Source organism: Niastella koreensis GR20-10 (assembly GCF_000246855.1).
Taxonomy (GTDB): domain Bacteria; phylum Bacteroidota; class Bacteroidia; order Chitinophagales; family Chitinophagaceae; genus Niastella; species Niastella koreensis.
Genome location: NC_016609.1, coordinates 2,991,173 through 3,007,856, shown reverse-complemented (window position 1 = coordinate 3,007,856; position 16,684 = coordinate 2,991,173). Strand labels below are relative to the sequence as shown.

Below are 16,684 nucleotides of genomic sequence, written 5' to 3'. Positions count from 1 at the left end.
AAGTATGAAGCGTCAGGTCCTTCTTGTCATGCTGTTTTCAGCTTTAGGCAGCATCGTGTTTGGGCAAAAAGCGGTAGTTCAATCTCCGGACCAGAAGATTGTTGTGTCACTATTCAACAAACAAAACAATGATAATGGCGAGTGGGTGCTAAAAGCGTCTTACAATAACAATGGAAAAATTACCGAAGCTATTCCCCGGATCGATATAGGCCTGCTGCGGAGCGACCAGGATTTTTCAAAAGAGCTGCGATTTGTGAAAGCCGGTAAACCAACTTTAATAAACGAAGCATACACAGCGCTGCATGGCAAAAGAGCTGTTTGTAAAAACGAGGCGAATGAGGTAGTGGTCGCGTTTGAAAATCAAACGAAAGCAAAGCTGAACCTCATCATCAGGGCTTACAATGACGGCATTACTTTTCGCTATGAATTCCCCGATAAGCAGGGAAGCTTTGTTGTTAAGGAGGAATTAACAGCTTATACCATTCCATCAGCAACTACGCGGTGGATGGAGAAATGGAATACTGCCAATGAAGGCCTGTATACAGCGATGGATAAAAACAAAATATTGCCCGGCGAATGGGGATATCCTGCGCTTTTCAATACAGACAATAAAGATTGTTGGTTCCTGTTGCATGAGGCGGATGTAAACCGCAATTACTGTGGCACCAAATTGAGCAATGCAGCCGATGGGGAGATATACAAATTGACCTTTCCAAATCCAAAAGACGGAAGAGGGCTTGGCGAATCCAACCCATCCATAACACTTCCCTGGAAATCGCCCTGGCGCGTGATCATTATGGGAACACTGGCCGATGTAGTGGCGTCTACTTTAGTGAATGATGTTTCCACGCCTTCGGTTATAAAAGATACCAGCTGGATCAAGCCCGGAATAGCCTCCTGGAACTATTGGTCCAGCAATCATGGCACCAAAGATTATAAAACGGTTTGTGAATTTGCCGACCTCGCGGCTGCCATGAACTGGCCCTATACGCTGCTCGATTGGGAGTGGGATGCGATGGGCAATGGGGGTAATTTAGAAGATGCCGTAAAATATATCACGTCAAAAGGCATAAAACCATTGATCTGGTATAATTCGGGCGGACCGCATACTTATGTTACCGCTACACCCCGCGACCGGATGCTTACCCATGAAAACCGGGTGGAAGAATTTACAAAGCTGAAAAAACTGGGTTTTGCCGGCGTGAAGGTCGACTTCTTTGAAAGCGAGAAGCAGGAAATGATCAAATACTATTTAGATATTTTAGAAGATGCTGCCGCCTTTCAGATGATGGTTTACTTCCATGGCTGTATCGTGCCGAGAGGGTGGGAGCGCACCTATCCGAACCTGATGACGCATGAAGCCGTGCGGGGCGCCGAGTGGTACAACAACACACCGGATTTTACCATGCCTGCGCCTGAACACAATGCCACGCTGCCATTTACCCGCAATGTGGTTGGCCCCATGGATTACACCCCTGTTACATTTACCAATTCGCAATATCCGCATGTTACATCCTATGCCCATGAGCTGGCTTTGAGCGTGCTGTTTGAATCGGGCATCCAACACATGGCCGACCGGCCCGAAGGTTATTATGAGCTGCCCGATGTGCCCAAAACATTTTTAAAGAATGTACCCAATGCCTGGGACGATACTAAATTGCTGGATGGCTATCCTGGTAAAGAGGTGATTATGGCCCGCCGCAAAGGAAATGACTGGTACATAGGGGGTATCAATGCAGAACAGAGAGAAAAGACCAAAACAATAAAATTCGATTTTTTACCGGAAGGAGTAAGATACAAACTCACTTTAATAGCCGATGGAAAGCACGATAAAGACTTTGCAACACAATACATGGTTGTAGACAGATCTGCTTCAGTTGATGTAAAATTGCTTCGCAGGGGTGGGTTTGCTGCGTCGTTGGTTCCGATGTATTAAAAATGACCTGTATGCGTATCTCGTCACATCGGATGGGTATCAAATGTTTCATTAACTAGTAGTAAATGTTGCCAGTTAGTTTGGCCGGCCCCGCCCTGCTGCTATTTGGCACTTTACTTGTTCTATGGAAGGCTTATTAATTATAATCCTTACCATACCATGAAACAGTTCTTCTTAACCAGTTTGTTGTTTTGCCTGTATATAGCACTCCATGCGCAGAATGTGCAGGTTAATGTGCAGATCTTTAATAACAGAAAAGCGGTTTCTCCATTTATCTATGGCCGCAATAATTCTCTTTCCGACAATCCGGGAAGCCCTGTTTCAGCAAATACCTGGCAGCTGTATAAAGATGCAGGTCTTAATTTCTTCCGCGAAAATGGCGGCAACAACCTCACCAAACACAATTGGCGGCTAAAAATCAGCAGCCATCCCGACTGGTATAATAATGTATATAGTTCTGATTGGGATTTTGCGGCACAATCCCTTCACCAGAATCTTCCTGCAGCTCAGGGTATGTGGGGCTTTCAGCTCATTGGCCAGGCGGCCAGCAACACTGCCAACAATTTCAACGATTGGGGTTATAATAACTCACAATGGTGGTCGGGCGTAAATCAAAACCTCGCAGGCGGCGGTGTGGTAAATACGGCCGGCGGCAGCCAGGCCCTCACCAATGGAGACCCCACCAAATACCTGGAGCCCTGGACGGCAGATTCTACCACTGGTATCCTCACCCATTGGTTTGGAAACGGAGGCCTGGGCCTGGATGCTGCCCACATCAGGTACTGGAATATGGACAATGAAGTGGAGATCTGGTCGGGCACGCACGACGATGTGATGCCGGTTCAACCCGATGCAGAAACATTCATGCAATTGTATTTTGCAGTAGCCAAAAAAGCAAGGGCGCTTTTTCCCGGCATTAAGTTAACGGGGCCTGTGAGCCCGAATGAATGGCAATGGTTTAACTTTGGCGGGGCGCCGGTTACCGGCTCCGATGGAAAACGGTATCCCTGGCTGCAGTATTTTATTAAACGGGTGGCTGAAGAAGAACAAAGCACAGGCATCAGGTTGTTAGATGTTATCGATCTTCATTTCTATCCTGGAAGCAACTCCGCTTCGAATGTGGTGCAATATCACCGGGTGTTTTTTGACAGCACTTATATTTTCCCCGAGGCCAACGGCGTAAAAGTGGTGAATGGGGGATGGGATAACTCCATACAGATAGAAAATGTTTTTGGCAGATGCCAGCAATGGCTGAACCAATATATGGGTTCCGGCAACGGCGTTACTTTTGCTGTATCTGAAACCGCTACGCAGCTACAAAATGATCCGAATGCCCTGGCCGTTTGGTATGCGTCTATGCTGGGCGAATTCATGAACCATGGGGTAGAATACTTCTCGCCCTGGAACTGGGACCCCGGTATGTGGGAAACCCTGCACCTGTTTAGCCGGTATAATAAAAGTAATAGTGTATTGGCCACTTCCAGCGATGAACAGAATGTATCGGCCTACACAACCGTTAATAACAATAATGATTCGGTAACCATAGCACTGGTTAACAGGTCTCAAAACCAGTCAAAGACTGTGGTGATAAACTTTCCCGATTTCCTGGCTGCCAACCAGGCTGTACAAACGCTCACGCTGCGTAACTTACCGGCGGGCACAGAAACCTTTGTATCGCATAGCAGCAATGCCCTGCAACAGGCTACCATTTCGCCGGCAAACAATACGTTGCAGGTTACCCTGGCGCCTATGTCAATTACTTCGCTGCTGGTAACCGGCGCAGGAGTGGCGCTTCCTCAAAACCTGCTTACTTTCACCGCATCAAAAGGCGATAACAAAGTGGTCCTGAATTTTACCACCACCAACCAGTTGAACATTGCTTCATTTGAGGTGGAAAGAAGCGCGGATGGCTCATCCTTTAAAAGAATTGGGGCAGTAACAAGTGAAAACGCCAATAGCAAATACACTTTTGTTGATGAACAACCGCTGCCCACTGTGAATTATTACCGGCTTAAAATGATAGACCAGCATGGCGGTTATTCCTATAGCAAAATGGTAACCATCCGCTACGATAAAAATGGTTCAATGGCCATCTTTCCCAACCCGGCTAAAGATGTGTTAACGGTTCAATTGCATCTGCCGGCAGGCGCTGTGTCGCTTCAAATAATTGACGGAATGGGACGCATGGTAAAAACGATGACCTTGCAATCGCCGGGCAGCACTTTATCAACGGCGATAGAGCTTAGTGGGCTTGCCGCAGGGCAGTATTATCTTCATGCCGGCAGCGAGGTTATAAGCTTTATAAAACAAAAATAAACAGCTGGGACTTTCCGTATCAGACCGGGAAGTCCCTTATTAACGTTTTCCTACTGCAAATTCAGCTTCACGATCACATCAGTTTTGTTTTCTTTATTGACGATCCCATTCAATACAATTTCATTGTCACGCTGTTTGAAGTTTACCTTTACATTCGTTCCCAGGTATTTTGCGGAGGCAATTTTTTTTAAAGCAGCCGGCAGATTAATTTTTCCATCTGCAGGAACTTGTAGAACATGAACGTAGATCGCGTTATCTGTAAAAGTGGTTCCACCCCATGTTGCATCCCACACGCCTCCTTTGGTGCCGTAAATGCTTTCTCCGTTTCTGGAAAGAAAATCACCGATCTCTTTCAGTCGTTGCACCTGCGCAGGCTCAATTTCTCCATCTGGTTTTGGACCCACATTTAACAATAGATTTCCATCCTGGCATACAACAGACACCAATAAACGGATGCAGCTGTCGAGCGACATCATCCGGTTGGCTGCCTCAGGCGTCCACCCCCAGGCAGTTTGACTTAAGTTGGTGCACAATTCCCAGGGCCTGCTTTCTCTTCCTCTCAAGGTTACTTCCTGGGTATTAAAATCACCCATCCATCCGCTGCGTGGATTGATCACTATCTTTGGTTGCAGTTCTCTTACCATTGAATTGAGCTTTACAGGTTCCCAGCTGAATTTTCCGGTGTAAGGTTTATTGAAACCACGGGTGTACCAACCTTTGCCGCCATCCCACATCAAACCTGCAAAACCAAGCCAGTTATCTTCTCCTCCATCATACCATAAAATATCGATCTTTCCATAATTGCTTAACAACTCATGAACCTGGGTGTAGGTTTGCTTTTTCATTTCCAGGGCATTGGAGTAATACAGGTCGGGAAAAAAGAAACCTGGATACCGCCAGTCGAGCGGCGAATAATAAATGCCAGCTTTCATGCCGGCTTCATGCGCTGCATCGACATATTCTTTGATCAGGTCTTTTTTTACCGGGCTGTTCAGGGAGTTATAATTGCCAACGCTGGTATTGAACAAACTAAAACCGTCGTGATGTCTTGAGGTGACCACCATGTACCTGCATCCGGCCTGCTTTGCAATGGCTACCCAACTTTTTCCGGAGAATTTTGAAACGGTGAACGAGTCTTTCAGTTTGCCATATTCACTCGTGTCCATCCTTTTATAGAACATGGCCCATTCGCCCTGGCCCAGAACGGAGTACAAACCAAAATGAATGAACAGGCCGAACTTGGAATCTTTCCACCATTGCATGTCTTTTTCCGGAAGCAACAGGGAGGAATCTACAACTACCTGTGCAAATGAATGGTGGGTAATGATAATCAACGACAGTATTAAAAGGGATCTTTTCATGAAATTAAATTACTGCTATTTTCACAGAGCCATCCCTTCTGCAACATTTGAGACCATAGTCTGCAACATATAAGACCAGGCCTGCTTTAAGCAATTTGCCTTAAAGGAATCCTGATACAGATTTTCTCCTGGATATACTTTTTATATTTTTTCAAAGCAATCAGCCGGCCCAGCAGGCAGCTATAAGAAGTACGCTGAAAATCAAAAGTGGATACATTGCTGCCGAAAAGCAGCGTTTGCTGATTATTATGCTGCAGGAAATAGAGGTCAGTATCGGGTTGCTGCTGTTGATAGTTAAGGCAGGCTATTGTGAATCTGGCAATAGCATCCATGCAGGTATGCAACTCCCTTTTCCAGTAGTCCTCCCATTTTGTACAATCTTCCGGTTGAAACAAAATCGATTTATACAGTAAATTAAAATAATCGATCAATCCCGTGAAGCGTGGTTTCTGGCTTTTATAAAAACAAACTTCTTCTTGTTGATCCCTGAATGGGTAGCCTTCAGTGATCTTCTCAATGCTTAACCAGGCCTGCAGAGTAGCGCCAAATCCCCATTCTATATATTTGATTTCATCGGGTAATTGAGATCCGTGACTTTGAATATCCTGCTGAATCCGTTTATAGATCAGCCGGCATTGTTGCATTAACAATGAATTTTTCATATGCCCTCGTTTTAGTTATTTAGAAACAATCCTCGTTCTGATATGCTATACGAAAGTTACATCTGTTTACTGCGAAACAGGGGTGGTAAATCGTTCAAAATAGGGGGAGGAATGATGCAAACAGTAATTTTAGAATTACCGGTATATCGAAATTGTTTAATTTGGTTTCACTTCATCGTTGAAGGTCTTCAGGCAACTTTGCCAATTTATTACTTCACACTTATTTGTAGCCCCTTATGTCAATACCCGACAGCGTTGCTGAATATGAATTGTTGCAACAGGTTGCCTGTGGCAGCGAACGGGCCTTCGGGCAATTGTTTATGTGCTATCACCAATGGCTTATTTCTCACATCTTCCGTTTAACCGGCTCCATGGCGCAGGCCGAGGAAGTGGTGCAGGATGTATTTCTCAAGTTATGGGTGAACCGTGAAGTGCTGGCGGGCATCCAACGGTTCAAGCCCTATCTGTTTGTATTGTCGCGCAACCATGCGGTGAATGTGTTAAAGAAAACAATCAAAGAACGCCTGCAGCGGCAGCAATGGGAGCAGGCGCATGAGCTGTATCCCCTGAACAATGAAGACGAGCCAGCGCATACCTGGTATACCCTGCTCGATGAGGCCATCGACCAATTGCCTGACCAGCAGCAGAAAGCATATCTGTTGAGCCGGTACGAACAGTTGACCTATGCAGAAATAAGTGGCAAAATGAATATCTCCCGCGAAACGGTTAAAAAGTATATTCAACTGGCCATTGCATCCATCACTGCTTATATTAAAAAGAAAATGGCAGAACTAAAAGTGCTGCTGTTCTTTTTATTTTTTTGAAATGAATACCCCCTTTTTATCCCTTCTTTTTGTCCTATAGGGGGCTGGATATAGTTGTAACGATTTAGCGATATAAACTCAATTGGTTGTATGAAAAAAAACAACGAAAGGCTCAGCCGTTTGTTCCAGGGATACTATGAAAACACCTTAAGCCGGGAGGAAACGGATGAATTATTTCAACTGCTTTACCGCGAAGGCGATGATGAACAGTTGAATGCCCTCATCGTACAGGCCTGGCAACAACTGCAGGAAGAAGCGCCTCGTTATACAACCTCCAACAGCGACTCCATTCTCAATTCCATTCTTGAAGATATTCATAGTAGAAGAGACGACCGTTCAGAAAAACAGATGCCGGCAAAATTGTTTTGGCTGAAGCGTGTAGCTGCTGCTGCGTTTGTTGTTATTTTAGCCGGAGCGTTTTATTTTATCTTCCGGCAGCGGCCCGTTCCTGCCGTCACCGCTTCCACTTCACCAGCTTTATTGCAAAAAGATTCTCTATACAATAATAACAAGGCCATACTCCGCCTGGCCAATGGTTCGGTTATAGTGCTGGATACCTTAAAGAGCGGTGCATTCACCCGCCAGGGCAACATGCAGATCAGCAAAACAGCAGACGGACAATTACTTTATAAGGTGAAAGACAGTGCCGGAGGCGTTTATGCTACCGCTATCAATACCATTTCAACGCCTTATGGCGGCCAGTACCAGGTGCAGTTGCAGGATGGTACAAAAGTGTGGCTGAATGCGACATCTACGCTGCGGTTTCCGGTTTCATTTGCAAGTAATGAACGCCGGGTGTCTATTACTGGCGAGGTTTATTTTGAAGTGGTCAGGAATGTAAAGAAGCCCTTCATTGTTAATATTCCAGGGGGCGCCGTAGAAGTATTGGGCACTCATTTTAATGTAAATGCGTATGATGATGAGAAGGTTGTTAAGACAACTTTGTTGGAAGGGAAAGTGAAAGTGCGTCAATGGTCAAAGGTCAATGATCAATCCGCCTCCGCTAAAACGTCTGCGGAAAAGTCGGTGGTCTTAAAACCTGGTGAGCAGGCTATTGCAGTAGCGAGCCCACTCACCACAGACCCTGCCGATTCCCGGCATCCCGGCAAAGTCGGGAACTCACCACTCACCATTGACCATTCACCAGATTTGGAAGAGGTACTCGCCTGGAAAAACAACCTGTTTAGTTTCACGGATGTGGGTATAGAAGAAGTGATGCGCCAGGCCGCCCGCTGGTATCACATCCGGGTACAATACAAGGGCACCATATCTCAAAGTGAATTTAATGGTAAGATCCCGCGCACTATAAAGCTGGCTGAATTCCTGAACATACTCCGTTATAAGGGAATCAATGTCAGCGTAACCGGCCAGGACGTAACCATCATCAATTAAACATCATTCATCATCACAAAATCAATACGCCTATGTAAAAATTAAAATCCAACATCCATATGCATACCCATAATGAAAAACCGGGAAGTGTTTGCACCACGTTCCCGGCGAATATCGGGGTACTGCTTATTACCATTGACTATAGCAATTTTAAGTAAACCCAGACATTTCAAAGTTATGAAATTAAACCCTAGCGTTTTGTCCGTGCTATTGCCCAAACTAACCAAAGGCCTGATTGCTATGAAATTGATTGTTCTTCTAATGATTGTTTCACTTTCCAGGGTTAGTGCCGAAGGCTTCGGCCAGGGCATCACTATTCATGAAAAAAGCGCCTCCATTCCGGCCATTTTGCACAATATTGAAAAGCAGAGTAAGTATAATTTTTTTTACGAAAAGGCCGACTTTCCCACATCGCTGAAAATTACCGTTCACTTTGACCATGTTCCGGTTGAGACCGTGCTCGATGAATGTTTTAAGAACCAGCCGGTAACCTACCGTATTTTTCAGCAAACCATTGTCATTAAAAAATCTGTTGCGCCCAAACCGGAGGACATTGTCAGTTCCCCCGATACCACCATCACCGTCGTTGGCCTGGTCCAGGATGAAAAAGGCCGCGGGCTCCCCGGTGTTTCGGTAACGGTTAAAAATTCCAAATACAGCGTAAATACCGATATCAATGGCCGGTACCACATTCCGGCGCCTACCAACGGCATCCTGATATTTACGTTTGTGGGCATGCAAAAACAGGAAGTGGCCATTGCCGGTAAAACCACCATCAACATCACACTTAATCTGGCCACTGAAGAATTGGGTGATGTGGTGGTGATAGGTTATGGTACACAAAAAAGAAGGGATATCAACGGTGCCATCTCGTCGGTAAAAGCGATCGATATCGCCACTATTCCCCAGCCCAGCGTAGACCAGCTGCTGCAGGGTAAGGCCGCGGGACTAAGCATTACGCAAAACTCCGGCGCTCCGGGCAGCAATACCTCCGTGCGCGTGCGCGGCGTCACCTCTTTAAGCGGTACCAATGAGCCCCTGTATGTGATCGACGGCGTGCCCATCTCGGGCGATGCCAATAATTCAAGTACCAGCGGACGGTCGCCCCTGCAAACCGCTGCCGGCTATACGTACACGCAAAGCTCGGTAAGCCCGTTAGCTATGATCAATCCCAACGACATCGAATCCATCGATGTACTGAAAGACGCTTCGGCCACCGCCATCTATGGCAACAGGGCGAGTAACGGGGTTATCATTATCACTACCAAACGCGGTAAGAACGGCAATGCCAAAATAAATTACAACGGCTATGCTGGCCAGCAGCAGGTGTCGAAATACATCCACATGATGGACCTGAAGCAATATGCCAGGTTGCAGGATGTGATGAGCGATATTTTCGGCGTTGGCCGCAGGCCCGATCTGGCTGATTCCAGTTTACTGGGCGCCGGTACCGACTGGCAGCGCCTGGTGTTAAGGAAAGCTTTGCAGCAAAGCCACCAGCTGTCTGTTTCGGGCGGTAAGGATGGAATGAACTATTATGTGTCGGGCGGCATGCTGCAGCAGGATGGCATCGTTATAGGCTCGGGCTTCAAACGGTATTCGTTCCGCTCCAATCTCGACGCACAGGTAAAGGAATGGTTTAAGCTGGGGCTTACCCTGGCAGGTAACCGAACCGCAGAAGATGTGGTGCAGGGTGATAACAACGGTATCATTTATAACGCGCTGCTGCAGGCGCCCGATCTTACTGCCTACAATGCTGATGGTAGCTATTCCGGTCCGCCCGCCAGCGACCCGCTTTCAGTCACCGGCGTCATTAATCCCGTAGCGCAGGCAAAGCAGATCACCAATCACCTCAACCGGTCCAATCTGAATACCAACCTGTATAACGATATCCGGTTCACCAGGGACCTAACCCTCCGGTCAGAGCTTGGCGGCGATTTTAATTTTTCCGATAACAATCTTTTTACGCCATCTTATACGTGGGGCCGGTTCGTGAACACGAATGCTTCACTTAATGAACGGTCGCAGCAAAGTACGTACGGCATCTGGAAGGAATACCTTACCTACCAGCATACTTTTGCCGGAAAGCACATCCTGACTGCGCTGGCCGGTCACGAAGTACAGCAGGCAAACTGGCGCGGCACGCAGGGCTTTCGCCAGGGTTTTTATAGCAACACCGTACAGTCGCTGAACCTGGGGCAGGCAACTACCGCCACGAATGATGAATACAAAGGCAGCCAGAGCCAGGAATCTTTTTATGCCCGGGTTATTTACAATTACAGCAACCGGTACAGTTTTACGGCAACTATTCGCAAAGACAAATCTTCAAAATTCGCACCCGAGCACCAGATCGGTTATTTCCCGGCGTTCGCCGCATCGTGGAAACTGAGTGACGAAGCATTTATGCAAAACATAAAAACGGTGGCGGATAATATTAAAATAAGATTGGGCTATGGCCAGGTAGGCAACCAGGAAATTCCCAATTACCTCTATGGCTCGCCGCTGAACGCTTCAGTAACGGGGCTGGGTACGGGCTTTTTGCTGAACCAGATCGCCAATCCGAACCTGAAATGGCAAACCTCTATTCAATACAATGCCGGTCTCGACTTCAGCCTGTTTAACAGGCGGGTGGATGCCACCGTGGATGTATACAAAAAAACATCGCGGAATTTCTTATTTCAGCTGCCCTTGCCAGCCTACCTGGTGGGCGATTTTACTTACCTCGGTGGTATCAATCCGCCATATGTCAACCTGGGAAGGGTAGAGAACCAGGGTATCGACATTACGCTGAACACGCATAACATCGTTAGTGAAAAGGTAAAATGGAATACCTCCATCATTTTCTCGCATTATAACAACACGGTAAAAGAACTGGGTACGGGGCTCGATGAGCTCATTGGGAAGGTCACCAACGGCTTTCTCGATGTGGCGGCTACCCGCACCGTGGTGGGCGGCCCCATTGGGGAGTTTTACGGTTACAGGGTGAAAGGCTTATTTAAAACAGATGATCAGTTAAGCAACGCGCCGCAGCAGTTTAACCGCCCCGTTGGTAATAACAGCGCCGGCACCTGGCTGGGCGATGTGCAGTACCAGGACCTGGACAATAACAAGGTGATCGATGCCAAAGACCGTGTGGCGCTTGGTAGCCCCAATCCCAAATTCACCTATGGCATTACCAACAACTTTACCTTCGGTGATTTTGATCTGAGCATTTTCCTGTATGGTTCCTACGGCGCCAAGATCCTGAACCTGCTCGATCGTACACTGGGTGGCCTGGCCGGTCCTTACCAGAACCAATACGCTTCTGTTGCCGGATACTGGACGCCAACCAATCCCAACACTGATATTCCTGCCCCTAAGGTCGGAACAGACAATCCCAACATCTTTGTCAGTGACCGGTTTATTCACAGCGGGTCTTACCTCCGCATTCAGAACATTAACCTGGGCTGGAACGTACCCGCCCGCTGGCTCCACAGAGCAAAAATAGGTGGGCTGAAGATCTATAGCAGTGTTCAAAACCTGCATACGTTTACCAGTTACAACGGCTATGATCCCGAAATTGGTGCAAGCAACCAAAGCGCTATCCTTACAAATATCGACAATGGCAGGTATCCGCTTGCCCGCACCATCACCGTTGGAATGAACGTACAGCTTTAATCACTTAATCGCCTGATGAAACATGAAAAAATACAATCATTATTTCAAAATAAGCCTGCTGTTAATGGGTCTTTCGGCAGCCGGTTGCAAAAAAGATTTTTTCAACCGCCCGCCTGCCGACACCCTTACCCTGGATAATTTTTACCAGACTACCGATCAGGTGCAGGCCGGTACCAATGCCCTGTACAATTCACCCTGGTTCGACTGGAACAATAAAGCATCCTGGAGTATCGCCGAAATGATGGGCGGTAACGCCCGCACCTATTCGCCCGATGTGATCAATTTCAGTAATTTTTCCGTAACAGGCGATAACATACAATTATCTGCGGCATGGAATGCCCTGTATTCCGTAGTGGCCCAGTCAAATGGGGTTATCAACAACCTGCCCACGCACGTGGCCAAAACAATACCTGCCGCCGTGGTGAACAACGCACTGGGTGAAGCGCATTTCATGCGCGCCGTTGCCTATTTTTACCTGGTACGCACCTGGGGTAATGTGCCCATCATCACCAACTCGCTCGACTATGTAAACAATTACCAGGTGAATACCAACCCGGTAACGGATATCTATAAGTTTATTTTGAACGATCTGCAATTTGCCGAAGCCAATTGCACCGCCATGATCAGGAATGGCAGCAAAACGCAGGGGCATGTGTCCAGCGGATCAGCCTCGGCCTTTTTGGCAAAAGTGTATTTATACATGCGCGACTATGCCAATGCACGCACCGAAGCCGAAAAGGTTATCAACAGCGGTGAGTTTAAACTGTACGGCGTTGATATTGCCGGTAAAACCTATGCCGACCTGTTTAAGACGGCCAATAACAACAACGAAGAATCAGTGGCCGCGTTGCAATGGCAGGGCGGAAGCGCTTACGGCCATGGCAATTCGCAGCAGGCCTTTTTTGCCTTTACTTCGCAAATAACAGGCACTGGCGATGGCTATGGTTCGGTGGCTGGTTCCATCGATCTTACCAGCTCGTATGAGGCCGGCGATCTTCGCCGCAAACCCACCCTCATGTACCCGGGCGACGTATATCCTGAAATTGACCAGGCCCACGGCGGGTTTACCGTACCGTCAAACGCCATTTCGCAGGGCACTTCGGCCTTATTAAAAAAATACGTGGTGGGCACACCTGCCGACAACGGCGGTTTGGGCGCCGCATTTTCAACGGGCGTCAATACGTACCTGATGCGGTATGCCGAAGTGTTGCTTATTGAAGCCGAGGCGGTGCTGGCCGGTAAAGCATCTACTACCGACCCGGCAGCCCTTGGCCCGGTGAATAAAGTGCGGCAGCGTGCCGGGTTAAGCCCCCTTACCACCGTTACCCAGGACAATATTATGCACGAGCGCAGAATAGAATTGGCGATGGAATGCGATTACTGGTTCGACCTCGGGCGGCTCGATGGCTTCAATGTAACATCGCATCCCAAGGCCATTGCGATCATCGACAACCAGGAAAGAGGCATTTACAGTACTACCACCCCCGTAGTAGTATGGTCGCAGAAATACAACATCAGCGATGCCAATTTCCTGCTGCCTTATCCCACCACCGAATCAACCCTTAATCCCAAATTGTTACAGGCGCCTGTGCCGTATCATTTTTAACCTTAAATATTCCCCAAATGACTTCACGATATAAATTGTTCTCGGGCGCTGTGGTGTTGTTCGCCTTGCTCACAACGGGCGTTGTGTCGTGCAAAAAGAACAGCGACGCAGCTCCTTCGCTCACCCGGGTACGTACGGTGAACAAATACGACAGCATGCTGGTAACGCACCGGCAGGACCTGGGCACATCGTACACATCGAATGACGTAATACCTGTAGCCTTTGATTCTACGGTAACCGCGGGCGCGCTGGGCGGCCTGTTTGCCATCATAGGTACTAATCTGCAAACCACCACCACCGTATCGTTCAACGGGTACGCTGTTTATTTTAACCCGGCGCTGGTTACCAATACGTCTATCATCGTTAGAATTGCCGCCGAAACACCCTGGCTGAACGGCAGTAACAAGCTGGTGGTTACTACCAAATACGGTTCCGCAACGCTCGATTTCATGATACTGCAACCGGCGCCCACCATTACCGGCCTCAGCCAGTTTACCGGCAATGCCGGCGATACCGTAACCATTAACGGCACCGTGCTCGACAATGCCTCGGTGGTGAAATTCGGGTCCACGGCGGCGAAGATCGTGTCCAATACATCTACCGCCATTAAAGTGATCGTACCGGCCAATGCGCTGGGTGTAACAACTATAACTACACCAGGGGGCACTTCGTCTGGGCCCTACGCTTCTTATAACGGGGTAGTACCACCTATGGCCGTCCCTTTTGGGTTCAAAAGCCTGTTGTACGAGGACGCGGTTCCTTCCAACGGTTACACCTTTGGTTTTATTGGCTGGAACGCTAATACCCAAAGTACCGAAGTGGTGAAACGCGGCCAGTATTCCATCCGGGTCGATTATACGGGTAATTATGCGGGTTATGCCGTTGGCAGCGGCCCCGGCATCGACTTAACAGGCGCTACCTATATTAAATTTTCCATTTACGGCGGTTCTACCGGTTGCGAAGGAAAGGTGATAAAAGTAGCCCTGAACGATTTCGACCATCGCCAGGTACCCGTTATCCTGCATGAAAAAGTTTGGAGTACCTATGTTATTCCTTTGAACCTGTTCCAGGATGCCACGCAAACGGGCACCCCCACATCACTCAGCTACCTGGGCTTCCAGGAACTGAGCGCCAGTGCGCCGGAAACTATTTTCCTGGATGATCTGGGTGTTTATTAATAAAATTAAATCCTGCTTTATGAAAATATATTTCAAACTGGCCGTGTGCTGTACCTTCTTACTGGCCTGCTCAAAAAAAGAGCAGGCCGGTACACCGGCCACCGGTGAACCGCCAATTGACACCACAGGGTTATATGCGCATGCGCATTTCCCCATGGGCGCTTCCATTAATACAAACCTGTTAAGGAACAATGCGGTTTATACCGCCCTGGTGGCAAAAGAGTTCAACAGTGTAACACCCGAAAACGTGATGAAGATGGACGCCACCGAGCCAACGCAGGGCAATTTCAATTTCGGTGAGGCCGACTACCTGGTCAGCTTCGCGCAGCAGCATGGCATGCGGGTGCATGGGCATGCCCTGGTTTGGTACCAGGCATTGCCTGGCTGGGTTACCAGTTTCAACGGCGATTCCACCGCCTGGGAAAACATGCTGAAAACGCATATCCAAACCGAAGTGGCCCATTTCAAAGGCAAGGTTGTTTCCTGGGATGTGGTGAACGAAGCGATCGATGAAGACGGTACCCTGCGCAACAATATCTGGCTGCAGCACCTGGGACCCGATTACGTGGCCCGCAGCTTTCAATATGCACGGCAGGCAGATCCAGACGTCCTCCTGTTCTACAACGATTATGGCCACGAATATTCAGCGGTAAAACGGGCGGCCATTTTATCGCTGGTTACGGGTATGAAGAACCGGGGAATCCCAATCGACGGCATCGGCATGCAGATGCACACCAATACTACCGTGCCCGATAATGCAATTGCCGCTGCCATCACCGCGGTGGCCAATACCGGCCTTAAAGTGCACATCTCCGAACTCGATATTGCTGTGAACCCCGGTAACGACCAGAATATGACCTTTACTCCGGCTATAGCAACGGCGCAGTCACAGAAATACCAGAACCTGGTAAAGGCATACAATGCGTTACCGGCGGCCCAGCAATTCGGTATTACCACCTGGGACGTTGGCGACGCCGATTCGTGGATCCCGCCCTTTTATCACCGCCCCGACTGGCCGCTGCCGTTCGATGCATCTTATAAGCGAAAAGATGCCTGGCAGGGAATTGTAAATGGATTGAAATAAATAAACCGGGTATGAATAAAAATGTAGTTTATGGGTTGTTTGCTTTGCTGTTTACCCACCTAACGGCAAAGGCGCAAAAAAACCTGGTTACCAATGGCAGCTTTGAAGATGAGCTGTACGGCTGGACGGAATACGGCGCCAAAACAACCCCTTATGTAGTAAAAACAGGGAAAGCCAGTGCGGTTATCACCTCCCTGGATACCGGTAAATGGACCGGTATGCACCAGCTAATAACCCTGCCTAAAAACACGCAGTATATTTTAATAAGCGCCTGGATGAAAGCTGATAACGTGGTGAAAAGCAGCCGGGCCTGGACGGGTGGCCTGTTTAACATCGAATTCCAGGATAAAAATGAAACAACAATAAACGGCCCCGAAACGCTTATTACCGTTACCGGCGATGAACAATGGACGTTTACCGAAAAGGCCATGGCGGTACCGCCCGGTGTTTCCAGGCTCAAGCTGTTGTTTGCGCTGGGTTATGCCACAGGCGCCCTGTTCATAGACGATGTGAGTGTAAAAACAATTTCAATGGAAGAATATCAGAAGCATGCGGTTGCATTCAACCGGCAAACCGGGTCCCGTTTTTAAAATACGTATCCTGCGCTGATTTGTTTCCAAAAAATGAAGCCCGCAGCGAAAGCTGGGGGTTTCTTTTTTCAAAAGATG

Annotated in this window: 11 protein-coding genes; 9 read left to right on the top strand and 2 right to left on the bottom strand. The window is 48.0% G+C overall.

All coding sequences use genetic code 11. The features are described from left to right. The first annotated feature begins 4 nt into the window (after positions 1-4). Together NIAKO_RS11965 and NIAKO_RS11960 are read left to right on the top strand one after the other, a co-directional pair. Positions 5-1,936 (top strand): glycoside hydrolase family 97 protein, encoded by a 1,932-nt coding sequence (locus NIAKO_RS11965; protein ID WP_014218680.1) that lies wholly within the window; start codon positions 5-7, stop codon positions 1,934-1,936. Between the two features lie 159 nt (positions 1,937-2,095). Then, complete coding sequence (locus tag NIAKO_RS11960; RefSeq protein ID WP_014218679.1) at positions 2,096-4,252, top strand: glycoside hydrolase family 44 protein; 2,157 nt, start codon at positions 2,096-2,098, stop codon at positions 4,250-4,252. Positions 4,253-4,302: 50 nt separating this feature from the next. Here NIAKO_RS11960 and NIAKO_RS11955 read toward each other — a convergent pair whose 3' ends face one another. Next, positions 4,303-5,613 (bottom strand): alpha-L-fucosidase, encoded by a 1,311-nt coding sequence (locus NIAKO_RS11955; RefSeq protein WP_014218678.1) that lies wholly within the window; start codon positions 5,611-5,613, stop codon positions 4,303-4,305. A gap of 86 nt (positions 5,614-5,699) precedes the next feature. Then, positions 5,700-6,275 carry an RteC domain-containing protein gene (locus NIAKO_RS11950; protein WP_014218677.1) on the bottom strand — a complete coding sequence of 192 codons (576 nt, stop codon included), beginning with the start codon at positions 6,273-6,275 and terminating at the stop codon, positions 5,700-5,702. Positions 6,276-6,511: 236 nt separating this feature from the next. Between NIAKO_RS11950 and NIAKO_RS11945 the strand changes: the two genes are divergently transcribed. The 7 genes from NIAKO_RS11945 to NIAKO_RS11915 all read left to right on the top strand — a co-directional run bounded on the left by NIAKO_RS11945 (position 6,512) and on the right by NIAKO_RS11915 (position 16,606). Further along, complete coding sequence (locus NIAKO_RS11945) at positions 6,512-7,099, top strand: RNA polymerase sigma factor (RefSeq protein WP_014218676.1); 588 nt, start codon at positions 6,512-6,514, stop codon at positions 7,097-7,099. 90 nt (positions 7,100-7,189) lie between these two features. Next, positions 7,190-8,491, top strand: a complete 1,302-nt coding sequence (locus tag NIAKO_RS11940) for a FecR family protein (protein WP_014218675.1) — start codon at positions 7,190-7,192, stop codon at positions 8,489-8,491. Between the two features lie 240 nt (positions 8,492-8,731). Further along, the gene (locus NIAKO_RS11935; protein ID WP_207622447.1) at positions 8,732-12,148 is read left to right on the top strand and encodes a TonB-dependent receptor; all 3,417 of its coding nucleotides are present in this window, start codon (positions 8,732-8,734) and stop codon (positions 12,146-12,148) included. Positions 12,149-12,170: 22 nt separating this feature from the next. Beyond that, a complete protein-coding gene (locus NIAKO_RS11930) occupies positions 12,171-13,754 on the top strand; it encodes a RagB/SusD family nutrient uptake outer membrane protein (protein ID WP_014218672.1) in 1,584 nt (527 codons plus the stop codon). Between the two features lie 17 nt (positions 13,755-13,771). After that, complete coding sequence (locus tag NIAKO_RS11925; RefSeq protein WP_014218671.1) at positions 13,772-14,932, top strand: IPT/TIG domain-containing protein; 1,161 nt, start codon at positions 13,772-13,774, stop codon at positions 14,930-14,932. A 19-nt stretch (positions 14,933-14,951) separates the two neighbouring features. Continuing rightward, the gene (locus NIAKO_RS11920) at positions 14,952-16,016 is read left to right on the top strand and encodes an endo-1,4-beta-xylanase (protein ID WP_014218670.1); all 1,065 of its coding nucleotides are present in this window, start codon (positions 14,952-14,954) and stop codon (positions 16,014-16,016) included. An 11-nt stretch (positions 16,017-16,027) separates the two neighbouring features. Next, entirely contained in the window at positions 16,028-16,606 is a 579-nt protein-coding gene (locus NIAKO_RS11915; protein WP_041346661.1) for a carbohydrate binding domain-containing protein, read from the top strand. Positions 16,607-16,684: the final 78 nt, after the last annotated feature.

Bases quoted from the DNA above. Each gene is read 5' to 3' on its own strand.
- NIAKO_RS11950 (WP_014218677.1), bottom strand. From the start codon at position 6,275: ATGAAAAATTCATTGTTAATGCAACAATGCCGGCTGATCTATAAACGG.
- NIAKO_RS11960 (WP_014218679.1), top strand. From the start codon at position 2,096: ATGAAACAGTTCTTCTTAACCAGTTTGTTGTTTTGCCTGTATATAGCA.
- NIAKO_RS11930 (WP_014218672.1), top strand. From the start codon at position 12,171: ATGAAAAAATACAATCATTATTTCAAAATAAGCCTGCTGTTAATGGGT.
- NIAKO_RS11925 (WP_014218671.1), top strand. From the start codon at position 13,772: ATGACTTCACGATATAAATTGTTCTCGGGCGCTGTGGTGTTGTTCGCC.
- NIAKO_RS11965 (WP_014218680.1), top strand. From the start codon at position 5: ATGAAGCGTCAGGTCCTTCTTGTCATGCTGTTTTCAGCTTTAGGCAGC.
- NIAKO_RS11915 (WP_041346661.1), top strand. From the start codon at position 16,028: ATGAATAAAAATGTAGTTTATGGGTTGTTTGCTTTGCTGTTTACCCAC.
- NIAKO_RS11945 (WP_014218676.1), top strand. From the start codon at position 6,512: ATGTCAATACCCGACAGCGTTGCTGAATATGAATTGTTGCAACAGGTT.
- NIAKO_RS11955 (WP_014218678.1), bottom strand. From the start codon at position 5,613: ATGAAAAGATCCCTTTTAATACTGTCGTTGATTATCATTACCCACCAT.
- NIAKO_RS11935 (WP_207622447.1), top strand. From the start codon at position 8,732: ATGAAATTGATTGTTCTTCTAATGATTGTTTCACTTTCCAGGGTTAGT.
- NIAKO_RS11920 (WP_014218670.1), top strand. From the start codon at position 14,952: ATGAAAATATATTTCAAACTGGCCGTGTGCTGTACCTTCTTACTGGCC.
- NIAKO_RS11940 (WP_014218675.1), top strand. From the start codon at position 7,190: ATGAAAAAAAACAACGAAAGGCTCAGCCGTTTGTTCCAGGGATACTAT.